The following is a 23,215-nucleotide window of genomic DNA, read 5'->3' as shown; positions in this document are numbered from 1 at the left end:
ATCCCTCAAATACCATACTAAAGTCATATTATATAGAAATTTTCTTACGCTTGCAAAATTGTAAAAATTTTAATCATTTACATAAAGCTATATAAGGATTAATTAATATATAATTTATCTTAGCTATAATATGATGTAAATACGTATAATGTCCGGAATGAAAAGCTTAATTATAGAGAGGAATAGAACAGTAATATTATTGCTTATCGTGATTTTTACCTTCGGCTCATACACTTATATAAAAATGCCAAGAGAAAGCAATCCTGATATACAGATTCCTATAATTAGCGTATTTGTCGGGTTTCCTGGTATTTCTGTCGAGGATAGTGAAAAGCTATTAGTGCTTCCTATAGAAAATGAACTAAGATCCATCGAAGGTGTAAAAGAATTGAGAGCTTTTGCAACTAATGATGGTGCTCACATGATACTCGAATTTAGAACAGAGTATGATAATAAAGAAGTGCTCGATAATGTCCGTTCAAAGCTTTTAAACATAAAATCAAAATTACCTATTGAAGCAGAATCTCCAATAATCAATGAAATAAACTTGAGCTTATTTCCGATACTAAACGTTGGCTTGATTGGTAATTTGCCGGAAAGAACTTTAACTGAAATAGCACGCAAACTAAAGAAAGAAATAGAATCTCTGCCAAATGTTCTTAAAGTTGAAGTAGCAGGTATGCGTAAAGAAACAGTGGAAGTTATAATTGAGCCCACAGTTCTAACAAAATATAACATTCAATCAAATGAGATATTTCAAGCTATATCAAACAACAACAGATTGGTAGGAGCCGGATCACTAGAAAATGATACCGGTAAATATTCGATTAAAATATCAGGGTTATTAAAAGACATAGAAGATATTATGAATATTCCTATTAGATCTCAAAGTGATGCAGTTTTGAGAATCAAAGATATAGCAAAAGTATACCTTGGGTTTGAGGATCACCAAGGATTTGCTCGTATTAATGGACTACCTAGCATTGTACTAGAAATTTCAAAACGTAATGGAAAAAACATAATAGACACGGTAAATCAAGTAAAATACTTAATAGACAAAGCAAAAGATCAATTACCTGAAAATTTAAAAGTAGTTTATTTGAATGACCAGTCAAAAAATGTACGTGATGTGCTTGACGACTTGGAAAATGGTATAATATTTGCCGTATTACTAATATTAACCATAATAATGCTCTTTATGGGAACAAGGGCTGCTATTCTTGTTGCACTATCAATACCTGGCTCCTTTCTAATAGGAATAATGGCTCTTTACCTCATGGGTATTACTCTAAATATAGTTGTGCTCTTCAGTTTAATTATGGCAGTTGGCATGCTGGTTGATGATGCAATTGTAATCAGCGAATATGCTGATAGAAAGATGATTTGTGGCATGGATAAAGTAGAAGCCTTTTGCACCTCAGTTCATGATATGTTCTATCCAGTTTTATCATCAACATTGACTAAATTAGCAGTGTTTTTCCCTCTGTTACTCTGGCCCGATACAGTCGGTAAATTTATGCAGTACATACCAATTACAATAATTCTAACTTTAACTGGATCGCTAATTATGGCTTTGGTTTTTATACCAACACTTGGTGCAATATTTGGTAAACCTTCCATAACTTCAAAAAAAGAAATAATAAGAATGAGTGCTATAGAAAGTGGTGAGATAAAAAATACTGGGCTTATAATAAGAACTTATGTACGTATGTTAGAGAAAGTCTTAGATCACCCCAAAAAATTTGTATGTGTTGTTGTGTTTGTTTTATTTTTGTCTAGTATATTATATTTTACTTTTGGTCCTGGATTAAAGTTCTTTCCGAATGTAGATTCAGATAACATTTTAATCAGCGTTAAAGTAAAAGAAAGCTTATCAGCCAAAGAACGAGATTTGATACTTAAGAAAGTAGAAGAACGTATTTTGGGTGTTGAAAAGGAAATTTATGTTTTTTATGCTCGATCAGGAAAATTTTCAGACAACGTTATTGCCAAAATTCAATTGGAACTTGTAGATTGGCGCTGCAGGCGCAAAGCTACGCAAATACTAAATGATATAAGGAGTAGTGTACAAAACATAAAAGGAGTAATAATTGATGTACAGGAACAAAAGTCAGGACCATCAGCTGACAAGCCAATACAAATTAACTTAAGCGGAAGTGCATCCAACTTGAATTCAGTAGCAGAGAAAATCCTAAAAATTATGGACCAACCTTCATCTGGATTTATAAATATTCAAGATAGTAGATCAGCACCTGAAATAGAGTGGAATATGAGTATTGATAAGAGTAAGGCTACAAGCTCTGGAGTAAGTGTTGCAACCATCGGTGATTTTATAAAGATGGTTACAAATGGAGTATTAATTGGAAAATATAGACCAAATAACGCAGATGAGGAAATTGATATTGTACTACGCTTTCCCAGAAAGAATCGCAACATGAAAACTATAGATAACCTTTTTATTAATACAGCAAATGGACCATATTCTATGAGTAGCATAGTGAAATACGTTCCCGAAAAAAAGGCAAATAAACTAAGTAGGATTGATGGATCACGCACAGTAACAATCTCTGCTGACGTTGATACTGGCTATCTTGTTGATGAAAGAGTTAAGTTCATTCAAAATTCGATTACTCAAGACTGTAGTAAAGGAGTAAAGATTGATTTCAAAGGTGATAAGGAAGATCAACAAAAATCAGGAGCATTTTTATTAAAGGCTTTTATATTAGCAATTACATTGATGATATTGGTGCTAGTGGCACAGTTTAACAACATATACTATACATTTATCGTAATGACAGCAGTGTTTTTATCAACAACATGTGTATTTTTCATTTTCTTTCTTATTCAGAAAGTTTTTGTAGTTGTCATGTGTGGAGTGGGGATAATTGCTTTAGCAGGAATTATAGTGAATAATAATATACTATTGCTTGATGCCTTTCATCAGCAAATTAAGGTGCGCAAAAATAACATTAAGCAATGTATAATAAACGCTTCAATTTCTCGCATCAGGCCAATACTACTTACCGTTGCAACTACAGTTCTTGGTTTAATACCTATGATTACTAGGTTAAATATCAGTTTTTTTACGCTACAAATCACATATGATGCTCCATCAAGCCAGTGGTGGGTTGATATTTCAGCAACCATAGCAAGTGGAATATTGGCTGCAACGGTCTTAACTTTACTCTTTACTCCGGCGTTGCTTGTCATACAAAGACATGAAAAAACTTGACTTAAATTAGCAATCATTTAACATTTAAGATAGCGTTCTTTACCTGTTGAAGCTATAATTATAACTAATTAAATTGGATTTATTTATATGATTGCTAATCGTAAAAGCAGTGTTAAGCAGAAAAGCAACAAGAATAACATAGTTGGGAGCCTTGATGTAATAAAAACAGCGGGAGAGCTCTCACTTCAAAAAGGTTTGGATTTTAATATTATAATAAATGCACTTAAAAGTGCTATCGAAGCAGTAGCTCAACAAAAGTATGGTAGCAAAAGTAAAATTGTAGTTAATATAGATAGAAACACAGGCAAAGTTACCTCATATAGACAACTAAAAGTCATTAATGATGAATCAAATGAAAATGAGTGTGACTTAATTAAGTTGACACAAGCTAAGTTAATAAAAGAAGATGCAAAAGTTGGAGATACTATTAGTGAGTTGATTTCTCTTAACACTGATCTTGTTTCAGCAAGAATTGCCCAGCAAAAGATTTCTGAAATAATCAAAAATGAAGAGTTAAAAAAGCAATATGAGGAATTTAAAGATAAGGTAGGAGAAATGAGGTATGGCATCGTTAAACAAGTAGAATATTCAGATCTTATTATAGACATAAACGGAATTGGAGCATACCTCCCTTTACGAAACTTAATTGGTGGTGAGTCATTTCGTGAAGGCGATAAGGTTAAAGCTTACATACAGGCTGTTAAGCGCTCTGACGATGGACGTCAAATCATTCTTTCTAGGACTCATGAAGGCTTTTTAGAGGCATTGTTGAATCAAGAAGTACCAGAAGTTGCTGACGGATTGATAACAATTAAAGGTATAGCTAGAGACGCTGGTTCAAGATCTAAAGTTGCTGTTTTTTCATCTGATAAGAATATCGATCCAGTAGGTGCTTGCGTTGGAGTTAAAGGAGATAGAATAAAAACTATTATACACGAATTAAACGGTGAAAAAATCGACGTCATACATTACTCATCAGATTTGGGTCAATTTGTTATTAAAGCCATTACTCCTGCAGAAGTATCAAAGGTCATTATTGACGAAAATGAAAATTGTATAGAGTTAATAGTTGCTGAAGATCAATTGAGTTTAGCTATAGGAAAAAAGGGTCAGAATGTAAGATTAGCTTCAGAGCTTGTTGGATGGAAAATTGAGATATTAAGCACTCAGCAAGAATCAGAAAGAAGAAACAAAGAATTTAGTCAATGTTCAGTTTTATTTGCTGAAGCTTTAAACTTAGAAGAGATTATGGGCCAATTATTGGTAACAGAAGGTTTTTCAAGTGTAGAAGATATATCTAACACTTCAATTAAGGAACTTGCTTCAATAGAGGGCTTCAATGAAGATATTGCAAATGAACTTCATAATAGAGCAAATAATTACCTGAAAGCAGAGAATGATAGAAAAATAGAAGAGCTAAAAAATTTAGGTATGGAAGACGATGTAATCAACTTAGCCTTATCAATAGATAATAAAATTGCTCTTAGTAAACATAATATTAAAACTTTAGAGGACATAGCAGATTTATCAAATTATGAGTTTTGTAGCATACTCTCTTCCTCAACTAATAATAAAGACAATCTAAAAGATACAGCAGATTTAATAATCATAGAAGCACGTAAAAAGCTTGGATTAATATAAAAACAATATGAATAATGAAGATATCAGTAATAAAAAATTAACCCTACAAGGATTAAGCAAGCTTAAATTAGACATTAATTTAAACTCTTTAGATAGTCAAAGTACTGGTACTACAATAGTAAAAAAAAGAAGAAAAATTCATTCTGCAGAAGAATATAGTTTATTTGACGAGAGTAAATTAGGCTCTTTAACTGAAAAAGAACAAATTTCCCGCATTAATGCTGTACAGAATGCTACTTTGCTGAAAGAAAGGAATCAGAGAGAACAAGAAGAGAAAATAAAAAAAGAAGAAAGCAATCAAGAAGCTGAAGATAAAAATGAATCACACTCTGTACCTAAAGAAATAAATAAGGAAGTTTTAAGTAATACTAACTCAGTTGAACAAAAAGAAGATAGTATTGAATATGAGAACAATGATAAAAAGTCTTTTAAAGCTAGCAAAGATATATACTCTAAGCATTCTAAGCTAGTAATTACACAGGCAATAGATGAAAGAAATGAACACCTCCCTGTATTTAAGCAAAAATTTGGTATAAGAAGTAAACAATCAAAGTTTACTAAGGGTAAAAATATAGCAAGAGAAGTTATTATACCAGACAAAATAACTATCAGGGAGTTATCTATTCGTATGGCAGAAGATAGCAAGAGTGTGCTAAAAATGCTCAAAGAAGAAGTTGGGGAGAGCTATAGAGTAGATGATCTAGTAGATCCAGATATAGCATGCGAAATAGCAAAAAAATTTAATCATACGGCTAAACGAGTAAGTGATGCTGATAAAGAAAAGAATTTACTCTTCATAAGCAACAGAGAAAACTTACCTAAAAGACCAAAACCACCTATCGTTACTTTTATGGGACATGTGGATCATGGTAAAACATCATTGCTTGATGCATTTCGTGAATCCAATGTTGCAGAAAGAGAGTCAGGTGGCATCACTCAACATATAGGTGCTTATCAATTAACGACAAAAAATAAGCAAAAAATTACTTTCATTGATACACCAGGGCATGAGGCGTTTACTGCAATGCGTGCACGTGGTGCCAATATTACTAATATAGTTGTGATAGTAGTTGCAGCTGATGATGGAATCATGAAACAAACAGTTGAAGCAATAAACCATGCAAAAGCAGCAAATGTCTCTATTATAGTTGCCATTAATAAAATTGATAAATCACAACCTGGCGATGTAGAAAGAATAATTAATAGTTTGCCTCAGTATGACCTCATCCCCGAAGAACTTGGTGGTGATGTTATAATTGTGCCAGTATCAGCAAAAAAGAAAATCAACTTAGATAAACTAGAAGAGGCAATTTTATTAATTGCTGAATTAATGACGCTAGAAGGAATAGAGGATTGTCGAGCACTTGGATGGGTAATAGAGTCCAAAATAGATAAAGCTAAAGGAATATCAGCTACATTAATAGTTGAAGAAGGGACATTAAAGATTGGTGACATATTGGTAGTTGGTACAACATACAGCAAAGTACGCAGTATGGTTAATCACCTTGGTCAAAGAGAAAAAGCGTCACTACCTTCTACTCCAGTTGAAGTTACTGGTTTAAATGGTGTACCAAATGCTGGAGATAAATTTGTTGTTGTAAACTCTGAAAGGCAGGCTCGTGAAATTGTTGAATACAGGTTAGAATTAATCAAGAAAAAGCAAGAAGATTTAGACGACAGTAATTTAGATATATTCAGTCGTAATGATAGTGAAACAGAAGAACTATCTGTAGTTTTAAAGTGCGATGTCACTGGTTCTATTGAAGCAATATCAAGCTCAATTGATAAGCTTGGTAAAGAGCAAGTGAAATTAAATATTCTACACAAAGCAGTAGGAGGAGTAACAGATTCAGATGTGCTGCTTGCAGAAGCATCAAGCGCAGTAATTTTAGCTTTTAATGTAAAAGTGGATTCAAAAATAAGAGAATTAGCAAAACAAAAAGGTATAGAAATACATACTTACAATATAATATATGAGCTTATTGAAGACATGAGGATGTATCTAACTAAAATGTTAAAGCCTGTTACACGAGAGGTTCGTGTTGGTTCTGCATCTGTAAGGCAAATATTTAATGCATCCAAAGCCGGTAATATAATCGGATGTTATGTCACTGATGGAGTTATAAAAAAAGATTCTTTAATTAAGGTAGTACGTGGCAGCAAATTGGTGCATGAAGGAAAGTTAAAAGCACTACGTAGATTTAAAGATGATGTTAAAGAAGTGGGTGTAAATTTTGAATGCGGAATATCGCTAGAGGGTAATATCGATATTAAAGTTGGAGACATTTTGGAAGCTTATCAATTAGTGCAAGAAGAAAGGAAATTATAGTAGCTGGATATGAAAAAGGAAATTAGAAACCTAAAAGTAGCATCGGTATTACATAGGGCAATATCAAAAGTCTTAATGGAAAGTAATGTTCTTAATGAAAAAGTAGTAGTATCTGATGTAAAGCTAAGCAAAGATTTGAAGAAAGCAGATGTATATATTGTGTTATCTTCATTGAACATCCAAAATGATAATGATGATATCAGCACTGTTGTTAATGAAATGAACCAATCTGCATGGTCAATACGTAAATCTATATTGTGTTATGTTGATTTGCGATTTATACCTGAGTTAGTTTTTAAGCCTGATTTAGCATTCGATAATTTTGTCAATGTAAGCAAAATATTACATAATCACACTTAATTAATGTATTTCAACCATTATTTCTCATTAATGAGAATACACAGTTTAACAGGTTTATGGCTTGTGCTATTTTCTAGCTTAAGCGGCATTCTTTTAGCCTCAACTTCTCTATCGTATCAGGCTCTTTTTCTCCTTGTTTTGTTTACTATAGGTGCATTTTTAATGAGACCCGCAGGGTGCATAATCAATGATATCTTCGATAGAGAAATAGATGCGCACGTTGAACGAACAAAATATAGGCCACTTGCAAGTGGTGCATTAAACATAAAGCAGGCTTTGGCTTTACTTTCACTGTTACTGTCTATTGCCCTGATAATCTTATTATTAACCAATAAAACTACTCTTATACTTGGAATAATTTCAATGTGCATGATAGTTATCTATCCCTTGCTAAAGCGTTACGTTTGGTGGCCACAATTATTTTTAGGGTTTACTTTCAACATGGGATCACTCATGGGTTCAGCAGCAATAACAAACCAGATTAGCATAGAATCCTTGCTATTTTATATAGGATGCGTCTTTTGGACGCTTAGTTATGATACTATATACGCTCATCAAGATAAAAAAGATGATGAGAAATTAGGAATGAAATCTACTGCATTATATTTTGGCAATACAACAAAATCTTGGTTGAAAAGATTTTATTTAATATCCTTAATGGCATGGTTGTACGCTGGTATACTATCATCATTAAATAACATCTTTTATATTGCTTTACTTGCCATAGGATTCATATTTCACCACCAACACAAAAATTTCAATCCAGACGATTCTAATCAATGCATGTCCACATTTAAAAATAATTCCCAGATAGGACTCTTGCTCTTTTTCGGTATCCTTTTAGATAGAATTGTAAATTCTACTTTTGTATCCGTTCAGATGCATGGCTAATGTGTAAATATCGAAGCAAAAATGTTGTCATTCCAGTGTCAAGTACTGGGATGACAGAGAAAGCATCATATTGGAATGACACCATTTATTTCTATGGCTGTCTTTTCTACCTTATTTTGTCACCCTGCTGAACGGATTCTACTTTTTAGAACATATCTTGAAAGGAAATCAGGAAGATAATATGATAGGATCAGTAAAAAATATATCCAGGTGATGTAAGTGACAAAGAATGGAAATTTCTTGAGCCAAGAGTTGCACAAGGTGTGGCCAAGAAAGCACAAAATAAGAACAATTATTAATGTTATACAATACATAATGAAAGGTATTTGCCAGTAGAGCAAAAGATTTTCCTCTATGGAAGACAGTGTATGAGGGAATGTTCAAAAAAGTGTGTCAAACCGAGAAATAAAAATAAAATAGAAACAAAAAATAGAGGTTTGATATATGAGTTACAAAATAGAAAATGGAACGACTGGCCTGGTAGATTACAAAGAGCTGGAAGCAAATATACTGTCATCAATAAGGGAAGGTAAACCATTGATGGGGAGAGATGGAGCATTAACACCATTTGTAAAAAGGCTGCTGGAAGCAAGTCTAGAAGGTGAAATAGAGCATCATTTATCCAATGAAAGAGAAGAAAAGAATCGAAGAAACGGAAAGAATGGCAAAACTTTGAAGACGAGTATTTGAACTATTGACACCAAGAGATAGAGAGGGAAGTTTCGAACCACAGATAGTGAAAAAAAGGCAAACAAGCTTACATCCAGAACTTGAAACAAAGGTCTTGAACATGTTTGCAAGCGGTGTGGGATACAGGGATATAGCATCCTATGTGGAAGAAATCTATGACCATAAAATATCTGCAGCAGAGATATCTGGAATTACAGATAAATTACTGCCTATAATCAATGAATGGAGGAGTCGTCCCCTACAATCAGTATACCCGATAGTATTTATGGATGGGATGTTTTTTAAGGTCAAAGAGAATGGACATTGCATAAGTAAATGCATGTACAATATATTAGGAATAGACCAAAATGGCAGAAAAGAAGTACTGGGTTTTTACTTAGCAGAAAGTGAGGGAGCTAACTTCTGGCTAGGCGTATTAAATGACTTAAAAGAGAGAGGAGTAGAAGACATTTTGATAGCTTGTGTTGACGGTCTGAAAAGCTTCCCTACAGCTATAAATAGCGTATTTCCCAATGCTGAGGTACAGTTATGCATTGTGCACCAAATAAGAAATTCACTAAAATACGTATCCAGCAAAGATATAAAAGTTTTTATGAATGATTTGAAAAAAATATACCGTGCTACAAGTAGAGAAATCGCCGAAAATTATTTACTTGAACTGGAGGAAAAATGGGGTGAAAAATATCCTTTAGTCATAAAATCGTGGCAAAACAATTGGGAAAATTTGTCTAGTTATTTTAAGTATTCTGGCCCTGTTAGAAGGCTAATTTATACCACCAATCCAATTGAGGGGTTGCACAGACAAATCAGAAAATTTACTAAAACCAAAGGTTCATTTACCAGTACAAATGCCTTGTACAAATTGGTATATTGTGCTATAAAAAAGATAGAGCAAAAATGGGCTATGGCTTTGCCTAATTGGGCTCTAACTATATCTCAACTTGATATCTTTTTTCCTGATAGGTTAAAAATTGAGTTGAACTAAAAATTCGCTTTGACACACTTTTTTGAACATTCCCAAATTATTGTTTTTTATCATAGCATTTAAACAAATGATGATTTTTCTCATTACAGCAACTAAAGCAACTTTAGCGGCTTTGCCGGAGTCAACTAAACGCTGGTAAAATACTTTCATTTTTTTATTATGACGCATTGCAACCACAGCAGACATGTATAATGCTTTTCGAGCATAAAATCTGCCACCTATGACTTGGGCCTTGCTTACTTTCCTTCCGCTTTCACTAGTTTTTGGTGCAACTCCAACTAGACAAGCTATTTCCTTATTATCTAACCTGCCAAGTTCAGGTACCTCTATGAGTAGGATACTTGCGGTTTTCCGTCCAACACCTTTATAGCTAGTTAGCAGTTTGCTTTTTTCCTTCAAATCAGGATCAGAGTTTATTATATCTTCTATGTCTTGCCTAACTTGCTCTAATTGTTTTTTTGCAAATTCTATCTGTTTTTCTATATATTCCCTGGCTTTTCCTGTAACCTTATGCAAACGACACTTATTTGCGTGAACTTCATCGTTTAGATTGCGCTCAATTGCTCTTAGCTCTTTTAGTTCTTCTTGCTTTTGTGAAACTATGTATTCTATTACTTCGTCATTTTTTGTGATAAATTCAGCATATTTTTCTAGTAATTTTGCATCTAATTTATCTGTTTTTGCAAAGTGGTTGCAGGCTTTTGCAAATGCATATACCCGATTTGGGTGAGCTCTGTGAACAGCTATGTTATATTCCCGTAACAACTTTATGACAAGTTTTTCATAACCACCTGTTGATTCTACTACACATAACCTAACAAATACGTTAACTATTTTTGACTTTATAAACTCAGATATAGCTCTTTCTACATTTTCTATACGCTGATGTTTATTGTTAATTGAGATATCAAGTGTTTCTTTTGAAACATCAATACCAATGAAAACTGTTCTAGCCATTTTTGTACCTATAAATATAATCAAATAATAATGTAAATGTTGTACAGGATTGTGATTCGATCTTTTTGATCCCCCTGCCGTTCGTACTCCATTTTTTAAAGCAAGGAGTGTACTGAGATGCCTACGATTTCTATCAATCAATCCAATTGACAGTATCACTCCTTGCTCATTATAGCCTTGCGGCTTTGATTTAATATACAATCCAAATCGGTCACGAAAAAGGCAGAAAAGAAAGGGAAATTGAAGTTGCAAAAAACTTACTGAAAGCTGGCGTATCTGTTAACTTAATAGCTGAGTCTACCGGCCTTTCGATAGATGAAATTGAACAACTCAAGGAAAAAGCCTAAGTATTGCAACTCCCTTAAAGCTCTGTCCATTTTTAACTTATTATATTTCTTTATCCACTAGTCTAGAGCCTATATCTAACCCTTCCGCTATTCTCGCTATGGCCTGTTTGATTTTCTCACCAATTCTACGTATCAGTTAAACGCATAATATCTAAATATAGAAAATGTTTTTCATAAAATTTTTCTTGTCCTTGATAAATTTAGTGTTAGACCTGCTGCAAAGCAAGAGAAAAGAGGATGAAAGTATGGTATAAAGAAGAAAAGTATAAACAAAAATGAGGTAAAATGGGGTTAAACTACCATAATCTAAAGAAACATCGAAGAAATTTTCGCGATATAACAGGGCTAAAAGTAGAGGAATTTGAAAAAATCGTAGAAAAAGTGCATCCAGAATGGGAGAAAGTCGAAAAACAAAAAAAAATGCCATGGAAGAAAGTCGCAGCTACCGACCCTGGAAGATCTGCGTAATTTTGTATTACCGCGCCTATATGACGCAGAGATTTTTGGGCTGTGTATTCAAATTACACAATGCAAATATTTGCCTACTTTTAAAGAAAATGGAGCCGCTGTTGGCGAGAAAAATCACTATAAAAAAAGATAGAACCTTAACGCCAGAAAGGATTTTGAAGATTTTGGCAGATATCACGGAGCAACCGATACAGAGGCCGAAAGACAACAAAAAAAGAAAGAAAAGTTACTCTGGAAAAAAGAAAACAACCACAATAAAAACCGAAATTGTAATTGAGGAAAATGGTAGAATTATGTCTATTTCAAGATCACACAGAGGTCGAATGCATGATTTTAGGATACGAAAACAAGAGAAATTTCTGCCAGTAGATAGTATAAAGCATGCTGATTCTGGCTATCAAGGTTGGCAAAAATTGCAGAAAAATGTTGTAATTCCATACAAAAAATACCGTAAAAAGCCACTAACTGAGGAGCAAAAGGAGCACAACCGAGAGTTGGCATCATTTAGGATGAGGGTCGAAAATAAGATACGAGAATTGAAAATATTCAAGATTTTGTCGCACGTTTACCGTAACTTTCAGAAAAAATATAACATGAGATTTAATATTATTGCAGGTTTGGTGAATTTGAGGCATGGGTTTTAGCCTGCTCCTATTTTAGCCTAATTCACCCTGAAATTAGTACATACCTTTTCGCAGCAGGTCTTATAAATCATCCCCATTTTCCCTTTTGTTATCAAATAAATTAATATTAATCCAATAATATATTTCACTAGTAATTTAAGCAAAACAACTATTTTCAGTGGTAAAAATCAGGGAAAGTTAGAAGCGTATGTTTTGGGATGACTTAGTCCAACTATTCAATTTTACTGAATTGATCGATAACTTCAGGATACTTGATGCTTAAATTTAGGTGCACACTAATTTTTCGATTTATATATTATTCTAATGCTTGTATAATACCTTCATTGAATATTTGATTTTGAGGTAATTAGATGCCAAAAAGTAAAACTAAACGTGGAACGGAAGATTTGAAGGGTAATGCAGGCCCAAGCAAAAGATCTCGTCTCAGTTCTGATCCTAAAAAAAATAAAGAGATTATCTCTAGCAAAGTAATAAGTAAGCTGAAGGATGTTGTTAAAGGTGATAGAACTTCAGCTATTGAGGAATGGGTCAAGGCTCACCCTGTAACAGTAGAGGGTCTAACCGTTGAGCAATCGGACCTCTTATGTAATGCGTTTCGTGATGAATCTTGTTGGTCAGGTATAGAGTTAAATCCTGCTAGATTGGTGAAAGAGTTGGCCAGGTTAGATATATTGGATCCTTTTGCTATCTATGAAATAGCATGTATTGAATGTGTGAAGAGTGAAATTAGGCAACTATTCAACAAGATGTTGGAGTCTTTTAAGCTTGATTTATGTCATAAAGGTGCGAGCAAGGAGAATCGGGAGTTGGCTGCCAACGACAAACTTGCAAGAGTTGAATTGTTGCGCTTTGTAGAGAAGGATGACCATGTATTCAGTTTCTGGATTGATGAAAAATCAGGTGACCTCAAAGAAAATATAGAAGCAGAAGATGGATTTAATAAGGCTGTAGATTTCAAGTGGAGTAAGGGAGTGGAACACTTCTATAATCTTCTATGTTCTGAAAAAAAAATAGGGAAAGAAGGGCGAGAAAAGTTGCTAGTTTCTGCTATTACAAAATTATCTCCATTGCAATCTAGCTATAAACTTGCTGCTACCTTAAATTCCCTTTTAGGTAAAGTCATAAGCGCAAAAGTAGATCATAAGTCACTACTCGGGCTACCGAATAAGAAAGATAGGGGTGTGATCTATCGTCCTCTTAGTTGCTTAGTAGAGCACGATTTTCTTTACACAACTAAGTATGTTATCCAGTACTTGAGCGATGGATGTGCAAGATCTGAAGTAGAGAAAATGCTTTCACCTAGAGGATATGCACATCTTCTCTCATCGCTTTCATTTGTTGTAGTTTCTAAAGATTATGACTTGGATAACAGGAATGAAGCAAGGTCAGCTATTAGCAGTCTTTGGGAATCTAGTGTATTTAACCGAAATAAAATAAATGTTGTCGATCCTTTTAAAGATAGGATTGCTTTTGTTGCAATGGAAAATGCAATTTCAAATTTGATTGTAGATCAGGAGAGCAGCAAGGATACTCAAAGTGCTGGCGATGGTGAAAAAGTTGATTTGGTCTTGAGTATTTTAAAGTTTGCTAAAGATTTTTGTTCAGACAAAAGCTTTGAATCATTAAAAAAGAGGATAGCAAATAGTTTAGACAAAACAAGGGATTCTAAGATAATAGGTGCAACTAGCTCCTCTAATTTAATAGAAGAGTTGTGCAAATCGGCGAAAAGCTTGAGTTTATCCTCTGCTAGTTCTGAAGGTCCTCAATCTATGTTAGTGGGTACTAGTGTTAGTATTTCGCCTGCTGCAGTTGTTAACAAATAGGAGTATTTATGCATGGTAATAATGAAGATCGTGAATTAGTTAGGGCTTTATTAAGTGGAGGTTGTGATGAGTTTAGTAGACAATTTGTAGGTTTTTTAAACAATTGTCCATCCTTTTTGCATTCAGCTAATAAGCCTGGCTTTTTTCCTGCATTCTTTTTTGGTATGTTTTCTACTGCACATGATGCAGGTATTTTAGGTGAAGATGAAAGAGTCTATTTTCGTTTTGACGGTTGTGGAAATCTGAAAGTTGCAGTTCTTACTAATGAAGAAGATAGAAGAATAGTAAGGTGTTATACTATTGCTGATAATGAGAACAGCCCTGGGTCAAGGTTTAGTGCAGAAGAGAAGCAGCAGGTAGAAGAAAATCTTCCACAAGAATTACAGGAAGGTGAGGATCTGGACTGGGAAGAGCATAAAATATTTCGATTTGGAGAGCAATGTAGGCGTTTTGATGAAGGACACAGTTTCCCTCAACGTGATGAATATGAAGCACCAGTTTTTCACGAAATTAACCCAATCAGAGCACCAGGTGAATTGTTAGACCTGATGAATGAGTTGGCAAATGATAACGCAGGAGAAGTGCGTACTAATGTTAAAAGGATTTTGCAATACATTGTTGATATACATGATGAACATGAAGGTAGCTTAGTGTTCGGTGCAGAGTCTGATTACCACGGTTTTCTGTGTGGTTTTTTAGTAAATTTTAGATACCGGTCTGTGGCTGATGTCTACCCAGAGCTACTCATAGGAAAAGGTTATGCAGATGTTGTTTTGCTTGTTCGTGGTGTTGATCAGGCAAATGATTCAGTTCCAGTTATAATTGAGTTGAAGGTTGGTGATGAGGAAGGGTTAGAACAAGCTAAAGATTATGCTAAAAGTTGTTCTGTGTCATCTTAGCGGTAAAGAATCAAGTCATCATGGGTTTTTAGCTGGGTTTTTGATAAATTTTAAGTATCGTTTTCACCTAAAACTTTATCTCGAATTATTTGCTGGAAAAGGTTACGCAGACATTATTTTGCTTGTGCGCGGTTCTGATAAGTCGCTAAGCTCTATTCCTATTATTATTGAGCTTAAAGCAGGTACTGGTGAGATAAGTACAGTGATAAAAGCATTGAAGCAAGCACAAGATTATGTTAAGGGCTCTTTTTCTAACTCTATAAGAATGATTACTATAGCTAATGAAGCTATTTGTGTAGGATTAAATTTTGACATGGTTCATCACGAAAATGTTAAAATTGATGTAGAAAATTTTCTTAGTCGAGAAGGTAATTCTGTAATAGAAAAGTTATAGCTCTTCTCATAATAATCCAAACAAGTTAAGATATGGATTTATGGTAGTGGGGTTTGTATGCCAGCAGCGTATAGTTACGACTTAAGGAAAAAAGCAATGGAAGCATTGGATGAAGGAGAAAGTAGAGCAAATGTTGCCGAGAGATTTAAAATTGGAAAAACAACTCTATATGAGTGGCAGAAAAGACGTAAGGAAACGGGAGATTTTCAGTCAAAAAAGCCTGGAAGCGTAGGATATAACCATAAAATTACTGACTGGAATGTTTTTACCAAATTTGCAAAAAACCATGGTGGCAAAACTCAGTCAGAGATGGCTAAACTCTGGGGCAATATCAGTAGACAAACGATTCACCGTGCACTTAAAAATATTGGATTTACAAGAAAAAAAGACCTACGGATATAAAGAAAGAAATGAAGAGAAGCGAGCTCACTTTTCAAAGGTTATAGCAACAAAACGTCATGAAAATCTTGTATATATTGACGAATCTGGAATAGATAATACAGAAGACTACCCATACGGATACTGCAGAAAAGGAGAGAGGTTTCATTCACTAAAATCAGGTAAAAAAGCTCAGCGGGTCAGTATGATTGCAGCTCTAAATAAAGAGAAAATCATTGCTCCATTGACCTTTGAAGGATATTGCAATAAGGATGTTTTCGAGGCTTGGTTTGAGCAGTTTTTAACTCCAATTTTAAGGTCTGGCCAAACTGTAATTCTTGATAACGCTACTTTTCATAAATCTAAAAAAATAGATAATCTTGCTAAAGGAGTTGGTGCTGAAATTCTTTATCTTCCTCCATATTCTCCAGACTTTAACAAAATTGAGCATCAGTGGTTTGCTATAAAGAACAGAGCTAGAAAAAATATCCCTATTTTTAAGTCTTTCCGTCAAGCTGTTGATTCTGCTTTTTTATTCTGACTATTATGAGAAGAGCTATACTTGGCACTGAAGCAACGAATGCTGAGGTGATAAGAACACAGCTAGAGTATCTTTACTATGGAATTGTTTGGAGCAATGGTGGAAGTGATAATATTAATTATGTCAGCAGAATGATCTTAGGTCAGCTAGTACTTATTTCTAATATTATTAAGCGTGAAAAGTTAGGTAAACATATTTTTATTTATGATCAAAATGATAAAATGGTTACTGGATCACAGAAACGCCCAGAAGCAGCAAAAGAAAGTATTGAGGATTGTGTTACAACTATAGTGCTAACTTTAGGTAAGAAGGTGCTTATACTCAACATAAATGAAAAAAATGAATTTGCATTGAGAGTGCCAGATAATAAAGGAATTCCTATTGAAAATATTAGGAGAATTCAAAACGTCAATGACATAAAGATACAAGAAATAACCTGTAACTTATACAGTACGCCTAGTAATAAGAATCCATTTGATCAGTACTGTAATAAGAATAAGGGAATTACAGTAAATACGTATGACTCATTGGACAAATACAAAAGAGGTAAAGAAATTTTACAAGGTAATTTTACTCGAATTGTGGAAAATAAAAAATTTAAAGCAGCTTTGAGCAAAGCTATAGAATCTGGTAAATATGATGATTACAAAAAACTATTTGAAGAAATTTCTCATATACTACATCCTTTCAAATCATTAATAAGCAATGAGGCTACATTTCAAGCTGTATTGCATGGTTTATTTAGTAGCTACGGAGAAGATAATATAAAAGTTATTACTGAATTTCAAATAGGTGGTGGAGAGAAGTTGGATGTTATGTTGGTTATAAATGCTACTGATCAAAAAAAAGAATACCCCCCAGTTGGAATAGAGCTAAAATTTGCTAAGAAAGGAGAATTGGATAAAAAAGAAAAAGATGCTAAGGACCAGTTGAAAAGATATAAAGAAGGTGAAGCGTATAAGGTAATTACTGATGCTGGCAAAGTGAAACTGATATATGCTGTTTTTAATAAAGGTGCAACAGATGAAGGTTCCCTTATAAAAATTGGTAATGAGTTTGTAGAGGTAGATGTAAGACATAGCTCTGTGGTTGCTTTTGGTCAACAGCCAGGTAGTCTCCAACAACCTTATGTTAAACAAGCAGGTCTATCTCGAGCAGTTAATCAGTGATCTAGTCTTAAGAAATAGTCATCTTAAGTAGGTTATGCTGTCGGGAAGTTTTGTGACAAAGTTATAGAAGGAAAACAAAATGATCCTGATACGAGTACATGGAGTGCTGTTAAAAGTTCGTTTTCCGATACATTTATTACTAAGCATAATATGAATTACATTTATAGTAATCAATCTCCAGTGAATTCCTTAGATAGCTAAGAGCTAAAAGTATGTATTGTGTAAATAGTTACCAAGGCTGGAAGGTTTTGAACTTTTTTTCACAACACTGATGTTCTTGCTAAAATATTTTTGAAAAAGTTAGTTGACTTATAAATAATTCTCTACTAATACTGGCATGTGTTTGTTTATTCTGCTGAAGTGGCTCCGCAGGTTACTGTATAAACTTCAGCAGTTTCCGTGCTCCTTTAAAGCATCATGCTCTTATAGTAGTGATATCAAGTATAGGTCTTAACCATGTTGATTTATAGTAAAATTAGCTCAAATTTGGAGTCATAAGCAACTTTTAACCTCTCTATATACTCCATTGTTACTCACCATAAAAACTTAACAAAAGCTTAACGACGTGAGCAGTAAAAAGATTATGGTTATTGACTTAATGTTACATATCGCATACAATGTATCATATATCTTAGCTTAGAGGGATAAGTATGGGTGAGTCTACTGGGATAGTAAAATCTATCATCAATCTACTAAAGCCAAAATCCAAATCAGAACTATATGATTTCGAATATGAGTCCATTATAGAACATCTATCATCTAAAGAGCATTTATTAAATGAGCTGATGAATGATATGTGGTACTCAGGAGACTTACCATCAGTTAGAAATCATAATGAACTACCTTCTTTAATTGATAGCAAACTTGGACTAAGCGAGCAAATTTGTGTTTGGTTTGCTCTAGATCATGACCTTACACCAAGTCAAAAAAATTTAAACAAAAAGTTACTTAGTGCTCTAAAATGTTTAGCTTCTAACTGTGGTTCATTTGATAATACTGAGCCCCTTGAAGAATTTTTATATGATAATAGAAACAATAAAGATTTAAAAGTAATTCTTAACCTAAGAAGAGGAGAATCTCAATCAACAGTATTGCATGCAATTGCAGGAGCAAATATTGGTGGATTTCGTCGCATAGGAAATCAGGCTATAGATTTACTCTTAGAAGCAGGCGCAGATCCTAACATACAAGATAATAAAGGAAAAACACCATTATGCCTTGCTGCTGCCAAAGGTCATTACGATAATACAAACTCTCTCCTCTCAAAAGGAGCTAACCCTAATATAACAAGTAGAAAGGGTAAAACTCCACAACAAATAGCAACTAATAAACTCTGCTATAATATAGAAGAATTATTTTTAACTGATAAACAGAAAAAGATGAATAAGGAATTGTATGACTTACTTGCACTAGATTCAGACTGCACTAAAAATTTAAAGGAGTTTTTAAGTAAGCATAAAAGAGACTCAGACCTAAAAGTGGTGCTAAATATTCGGCACGGAATGGGTGAGTCAAAAGTGTTCTCATATGTTGAACGTTTTGCTTGGGACAATGAAGATCTTGCTCAAGAGTTAAGAAAAATATTTCTAGAAGCAGGAGCATTAGATTATGATAAAAATATTATTTATCGTCAGCAAAAGAAAGGACAGGTCAGTAAATTACTCGTTAATTTAACCTCAAATCAAAAGGAAAAGTTAAATGAGTTTTCTGATAAGGTGTTTCAGGCTCAAAACATGGCTGAACTTGAAGAGATTGTAAACGATGCTATAAAGTCTGGTGTACGATTAAACTATTCTCTTTCACAAGATTTCTTTTCAGGTAATGAATACACTTTTACCGATTATGTGATGAAAAAAATCAGTGAGTTGGAAAAAAATCCTAAAGTTGCTAGTAATATAATATGTCAATTAGTATCAAAAGGGGCAGTGTTTGGTAATACAGTTGATGCTAACACACTGACACCAGAATTTAAAGAGCATAAAACTAACCTAAAAAAAGCTTATAGAGATTATGTTAGCAATTCTCATAAGTTTATTGAAATCGCAAAAAATGCAACCAATAGCGAGCTAAAAGATGTAAGAGTAGACAACTCCGTTTTTTACTTAGAATATTCTAAAGATAGTAAAATAGACATTATAAAGATAACAGATGGGACAAGGGATTTAGGTCTAACCGATGGGGATGTAAAGTGTGGAAGAAATATAGTAAAGATCGGTAAAAGTGAAGTAGAAATTAAAACTGAAGATGGCATAAGGAATTACACAGATCTTACAGAAGGCAGCGATATAGTATTAACTTTCTATACCAGTTTGGGAAATGTAGACGTTAGGCTGTATCCTGACGTACAGAATAAAAGCAAAATTATAGTAGAAGTGAGTAATAGAGAAGAAATATTAGAAAAATTCAAAGGTCGCGAAGAAGAGTTAGGCAATGATTGCGAGCTTGGTAACTACTGGGTCTACGATGCTATTGAACAGGGATATTTTGAAAGATCTGGTGGATTAATGCGTCCTGAAGTAATAAGCGAGTCTAACAACAAATGGACAGAACGTGAAGAGTTAAGAAGGACTTCTGATCCTAGGAGAGAAGTTTCTAGGTAGATTGATTTGCTAAAAAAGTTGAAGATTATTATTTAAATATAAACTACTATAATTTATAGGTTAAGGAGTTCGTACCAATGTCTTCTAAGAATACTCTTTTATGTTGTTTTTAAGCTGGCTACAAAATGAGGATATGGAACATACAATGGCTGGGCTGCCTTTTACACTCCAGATCTACTATTAAAATATGCAGCTAAAATTGGATACATTTTCTACCATTGTCGTATCTAGTCTGTTAAAATCTTCAATATTTATATTGATATCTTCGCATAATTAGGTGTCAACTTTTGTAACATTGATTTACTTTTCTATATCAATCTCAACATCTTTTGGTATGGTCCTTGATTCCTCTATATCAACTGCAGTAGCGGCAATTTGGCTATTTTTCCTATTTCTCAGCAATACCTTTCAATAGTTTTTGGTGTTTTCAGTTTCTCTCCTTTTGTTCTTTTTATAAATGGTGTAATTACGCCCCTAATCCATAAAATTTCTCTAATTGCTCACCCCACAGCATCGGTATTTCTCTTAAATCCACTAACCTCAAACCCCTTGGCTGCCTCCCATTTACTATATCTTCTTTAATTTTTGGTGCTAAATAATTTAATCTTAAAATTTGTTGTATACGTCTTGTACCTATATTAACTTTAGCACTCAGCTCTTTTATATTTGCGTATTTTCCTTCCTCTAGCTGACGTTTCCATAGGTGAGCCCTCACCACTGCTTTTAGCAATGCATTATTTGTTTTTCCTTCTGGCTCGATTACTGTGCATTTATTTCCTTTCTTCTTTATTGATATAAATTTTTCCTCTGATTCAGAACATAACTCTATTCCATCCTCTCTCACCAATACTGCTTTTATTAACTTTTTCACTACTTCTTTCTGCTTTCCAAAGCTTAAATTTTTCCACTCTTCCGCTTTTTCTCCCCGTTTTTCATATAATTGCTCTGCTTCTTTCATCACTTCTTTTTCTATTTCTCCAGCTACTATAGTTCGATTTACCGATTCACAATTTTTCCCTCCTAGATGATTGTTACATACATAGTATCGATACCTTTTATTCTCTTTTTTCGAGTATGTCAGTGTCATATTTACATCACAGCTCTTGCACTTAATTATTCCCTTTAGCAGCGCTTCCTCATATTTTGCTTTTCTATATGGCTGATTCTTTATTAACTCTTGCGCTTTTTGCCATTTTTCCTCTTTTATTATTGCTTCATGCTTTCCCTCATACTGTTTGTCATAATGCCTAATTTTTCCCATATATATTGGATTTGTTATTATTCTTCTCACCGTTGCCTTTTTAAAGATACCTGATTTCGTCCGGTACCCTTGGCTGTTTAACTCTCTTGCCAGTTCTACCATTGACTTCAGCTCTATATACCTCTCAAATATATGTTTTACCAACTTTGCTTCTTTTTCATTTATTATTAATTCCTTATCTTTCACATCATACCCAAGCGGTAAAGTTCCACCCATCCATAATCCTTGTTCTTTTGATGTTGCTATTTTATTTTTTACTCTTTCCACTATCATTTCTCTTTCTAGTTGTGCTGCTCCTGATAACACCGTTTGTACGAACTTTCCCATTGGCGTATTATTGTCAAATATCTGCGTTACTGCTACAAAATTTACTCTATGTCTTCTAAAAAATGACGTTACTTCGATGCTGTCTTTTGTTTCCCTTGATAACCTGTCTAGCGTATATACTACTACACAATCTACTTCTCCTCCTTTAACATCTTCAAATAACTCCTTTATTGCTGGTCTTTCTAAGTTTTTTCCTGAATATCCGCCATCATCGTACCTTTTTGCCAATGCTACCCATCCTTCTCGGCTTTTTATATATTTTTCACATGCTACACGTTGCGCATCAAGACTATTAAACTTTTGTTCTAGACCATCTTCATTTGATTTTCTCGTATATATTGCACATCTTACTTCTTTTAGCATTCTCTCTCCTCAATTTCCACTTTTGTCACGCATCCCGAATAATAAAGGTCCGTTGTAGCTCATTCCCATTATTTTCCCGGCTACTGCTGACAATGACGTAAAAAATTCTTCTCTGTAGATTAAACCCTTATCTGTTACCATTACCGCATGCGTCTCTTCCCCTCTCTCTAATATTAATTCTGTCCCTTCTACTGGTAATTTATCGCTACTTATTCTTTTTCCTTTCTCTAGCCGATCTGCCAGATACTCTAGTCTTTTTGTCCCCTTTCTTGACATTTCTCCATACGCTTTTTCCTGCATTCTATAAGCTAATCTTGGTATCAGATATTTCTTTGAGTATCTAGGCGCCTCTTCCCCATATACCTTCTTCCATATTTTTCTCATTTCACCCAAAGGTTTTTTCTCTAAATTCATTACTTTCTTTTCTATTTCTTTCTCCATATTTTTAGCCCTTCATAAATAGCTTTTCAATTCTGTCTATTTCTTTCTTCAATATTTCAGTGATCTCCTTACTGTTTTTCGCATAATCCATTGCTGTCATTCCAAATTTATCCGCTTGTTCTATTTCTCCTCCAGCCTTCACTAATTCTTTCACTATCTCTTTTTCGCCTATCATGCATGCAAGGTGCAGCGATGTGCATTTATTTCCATATTCTTCCGCATTTACATTCCCTCCTGATTTTATCAATTCCCTCACGATTTCTAGACGTTTCTCCGTTACCGCTAGGTGCAGTGCTGTGTATCCTTCTACATCTTTAGCATTCACATTCGCTCCTTTTTCGACTAATAATCTCACTGTTTTTGCGTCTACTGCATAATGTAGTTCCCTTTTCGTCTCTTTCTTTTTAAATGAGCTCTCTAATAGAGATTTCTCTTTCTTACCAAGCTTTATCATAATCTACCCCTACCTTTCTTT

The 23,215-nt window shown here is 33.9% G+C and carries 15 protein-coding genes and 3 pseudogenes; 14 read left to right on the top strand and 4 right to left on the bottom strand.

The window, feature by feature from the left end:
• Positions 1 to 157 precede the first annotated feature (157 nt).
• From ACQH21_RS06565 to ACQH21_RS06540, 6 genes and pseudogenes are all read left to right on the top strand, one after another.
• Positions 158 to 3,232: an efflux RND transporter permease subunit gene (locus ACQH21_RS06565; protein ID WP_425384549.1), complete on the top strand. Its 3,075-nt coding sequence runs from the start codon at positions 158 to 160 to the stop codon at positions 3,230 to 3,232.
• Positions 3,233 to 3,319: 87 nt separating this feature from the next.
• On the top strand, positions 3,320 to 4,873 hold the full coding sequence (gene nusA / locus ACQH21_RS06560) for a transcription termination factor NusA (RefSeq protein WP_010407241.1): 1,554 nt from the start codon (positions 3,320 to 3,322) through the stop codon (positions 4,871 to 4,873).
• A gap of 7 nt (positions 4,874 to 4,880) precedes the next feature.
• Positions 4,881 to 7,202 carry a translation initiation factor IF-2 gene (gene infB / locus ACQH21_RS06555; protein WP_425384111.1) on the top strand — a complete coding sequence of 774 codons (2,322 nt, stop codon included), beginning with the start codon at positions 4,881 to 4,883 and terminating at the stop codon, positions 7,200 to 7,202.
• Between the two features lie 9 nt (positions 7,203 to 7,211).
• The gene (locus ACQH21_RS06550) at positions 7,212 to 7,562 is read left to right on the top strand and encodes a ribosome-binding factor A (RefSeq protein ID WP_264374680.1); all 351 of its coding nucleotides are present in this window, start codon (positions 7,212 to 7,214) and stop codon (positions 7,560 to 7,562) included.
• 3 nt (positions 7,563 to 7,565) lie between these two features.
• Entirely contained in the window at positions 7,566 to 8,453 is an 888-nt protein-coding gene (ubiA, locus tag ACQH21_RS06545; protein WP_425384110.1) for a 4-hydroxybenzoate octaprenyltransferase, read from the top strand.
• Between the two features lie 444 nt (positions 8,454 to 8,897).
• Positions 8,898 to 10,128: pseudogene (locus ACQH21_RS06540) on the top strand (IS256 family transposase).
• Here the strand turns inward: ACQH21_RS06540 and ACQH21_RS06535 are convergent.
• Positions 10,108 to 11,085: an IS110 family transposase gene (locus tag ACQH21_RS06535; RefSeq protein ID WP_425384109.1), complete on the bottom strand. Its 978-nt coding sequence runs from the start codon at positions 11,083 to 11,085 to the stop codon at positions 10,108 to 10,110. The pseudogene ACQH21_RS06540 and the gene ACQH21_RS06535 sit on opposite strands and share 21 nt — an antisense overlap.
• A 200-nt stretch (positions 11,086 to 11,285) precedes the next feature.
• On the opposite strand from ACQH21_RS06535, the pseudogene ACQH21_RS06530 reads away from it, so the two are divergent.
• The 8 genes and pseudogenes from ACQH21_RS06530 to ACQH21_RS06495 all read left to right on the top strand — a co-directional run.
• Positions 11,286 to 11,432: pseudogene (locus ACQH21_RS06530) on the top strand (Rpn family recombination-promoting nuclease/putative transposase); the annotation flags it as partial.
• Positions 11,433 to 11,717: 285 nt separating this feature from the next.
• A pseudogene (locus ACQH21_RS06525) lies at positions 11,718 to 12,544 on the top strand (transposase family protein).
• Positions 12,545 to 12,894: 350 nt separating this feature from the next.
• Positions 12,895 to 14,367: a hypothetical protein gene (locus ACQH21_RS06520; protein ID WP_425384108.1), complete on the top strand. Its 1,473-nt coding sequence runs from the start codon at positions 12,895 to 12,897 to the stop codon at positions 14,365 to 14,367.
• Positions 14,368 to 14,375: 8 nt separating this feature from the next.
• Positions 14,376 to 15,266 (top strand): hypothetical protein, encoded by an 891-nt coding sequence (locus ACQH21_RS06515; protein WP_425384107.1) that lies wholly within the window; start codon positions 14,376 to 14,378, stop codon positions 15,264 to 15,266.
• On the top strand, positions 15,238 to 15,660 hold the full coding sequence (locus tag ACQH21_RS06510) for a hypothetical protein (RefSeq protein WP_425384106.1): 423 nt from the start codon (positions 15,238 to 15,240) through the stop codon (positions 15,658 to 15,660). Before ACQH21_RS06515 ends, ACQH21_RS06510 begins: the two co-directional genes overlap by 29 nt.
• A gap of 57 nt (positions 15,661 to 15,717) precedes the next feature.
• Positions 15,718 to 16,579 (top strand): IS630 family transposase gene (locus ACQH21_RS06505; RefSeq protein ID WP_265028085.1). Its coding sequence is split into 2 segments (ribosomal slippage): positions 15,718 to 16,043 and positions 16,042 to 16,579, totalling 864 coding nucleotides; the frame shifts between segments, so codons are not numbered across the junction.
• Between the two features lie 5 nt (positions 16,580 to 16,584).
• Complete coding sequence (locus ACQH21_RS06500; RefSeq protein WP_265028116.1) at positions 16,585 to 17,748, top strand: hypothetical protein; 1,164 nt, start codon at positions 16,585 to 16,587, stop codon at positions 17,746 to 17,748.
• 650 nt (positions 17,749 to 18,398) lie between these two features.
• A complete protein-coding gene (locus ACQH21_RS06495) occupies positions 18,399 to 20,348 on the top strand; it encodes an ankyrin repeat domain-containing protein (RefSeq protein ID WP_425384105.1) in 1,950 nt (649 codons plus the stop codon).
• A gap of 466 nt (positions 20,349 to 20,814) precedes the next feature.
• Here ACQH21_RS06495 and ACQH21_RS06490 read toward each other — a convergent pair whose 3' ends face one another.
• Genes ACQH21_RS06490 through ACQH21_RS06480 form a run of 3 tightly spaced genes read right to left on the bottom strand, consistent with a single transcriptional unit; the run spans position 20,815 to position 23,194 of the window.
• Positions 20,815 to 22,299 (bottom strand): recombinase family protein, encoded by a 1,485-nt coding sequence (locus tag ACQH21_RS06490; RefSeq protein WP_265028114.1) that lies wholly within the window; start codon positions 22,297 to 22,299, stop codon positions 20,815 to 20,817.
• 9 nt (positions 22,300 to 22,308) lie between these two features.
• Positions 22,309 to 22,740: a DUF2924 domain-containing protein gene (locus ACQH21_RS06485; RefSeq protein WP_264687084.1), complete on the bottom strand. Its 432-nt coding sequence runs from the start codon at positions 22,738 to 22,740 to the stop codon at positions 22,309 to 22,311.
• 4 nt (positions 22,741 to 22,744) lie between these two features.
• The gene (locus ACQH21_RS06480; protein WP_265028113.1) at positions 22,745 to 23,194 is read right to left on the bottom strand and encodes an ankyrin repeat domain-containing protein; all 450 of its coding nucleotides are present in this window, start codon (positions 23,192 to 23,194) and stop codon (positions 22,745 to 22,747) included.
• Positions 23,195 to 23,215 lie beyond the last annotated feature (21 nt).

This window comes from Wolbachia endosymbiont (group B) of Eupithecia inturbata (genome assembly GCF_964030915.1).
Classification (GTDB): domain Bacteria; phylum Pseudomonadota; class Alphaproteobacteria; order Rickettsiales; family Anaplasmataceae; genus Wolbachia.
This window is presented reverse-complemented; position numbering and strand designations above follow the sequence as displayed.

Coding starts and splice junctions, on each gene's coding strand:
- ACQH21_RS06565 (WP_425384549.1), top strand. CDS start 158: ATGAAAAGCTTAATTATAGAGAGGAATAGAACAGTAATATTATTGCTT.
- nusA (WP_010407241.1), top strand. CDS start 3,320: ATGATTGCTAATCGTAAAAGCAGTGTTAAGCAGAAAAGCAACAAGAAT.
- infB (WP_425384111.1), top strand. CDS start 4,881: ATGAATAATGAAGATATCAGTAATAAAAAATTAACCCTACAAGGATTA.
- ACQH21_RS06550 (WP_264374680.1), top strand. CDS start 7,212: ATGAAAAAGGAAATTAGAAACCTAAAAGTAGCATCGGTATTACATAGG.
- ubiA (WP_425384110.1), top strand. CDS start 7,566: ATGTATTTCAACCATTATTTCTCATTAATGAGAATACACAGTTTAACA.
- ACQH21_RS06535 (WP_425384109.1), bottom strand. CDS start 11,085: ATGGCTAGAACAGTTTTCATTGGTATTGATGTTTCAAAAGAAACACTT.
- ACQH21_RS06520 (WP_425384108.1), top strand. CDS start 12,895: ATGCCAAAAAGTAAAACTAAACGTGGAACGGAAGATTTGAAGGGTAAT.
- ACQH21_RS06515 (WP_425384107.1), top strand. CDS start 14,376: ATGCATGGTAATAATGAAGATCGTGAATTAGTTAGGGCTTTATTAAGT.
- ACQH21_RS06510 (WP_425384106.1), top strand. CDS start 15,238: ATGCTAAAAGTTGTTCTGTGTCATCTTAGCGGTAAAGAATCAAGTCAT.
- ACQH21_RS06500 (WP_265028116.1), top strand. CDS start 16,585: ATGAGAAGAGCTATACTTGGCACTGAAGCAACGAATGCTGAGGTGATA.
- ACQH21_RS06495 (WP_425384105.1), top strand. CDS start 18,399: ATGGGTGAGTCTACTGGGATAGTAAAATCTATCATCAATCTACTAAAG.
- ACQH21_RS06490 (WP_265028114.1), bottom strand. CDS start 22,299: ATGCTAAAAGAAGTAAGATGTGCAATATATACGAGAAAATCAAATGAA.
- ACQH21_RS06485 (WP_264687084.1), bottom strand. CDS start 22,740: ATGGAGAAAGAAATAGAAAAGAAAGTAATGAATTTAGAGAAAAAACCT.
- ACQH21_RS06480 (WP_265028113.1), bottom strand. CDS start 23,194: ATGATAAAGCTTGGTAAGAAAGAGAAATCTCTATTAGAGAGCTCATTT.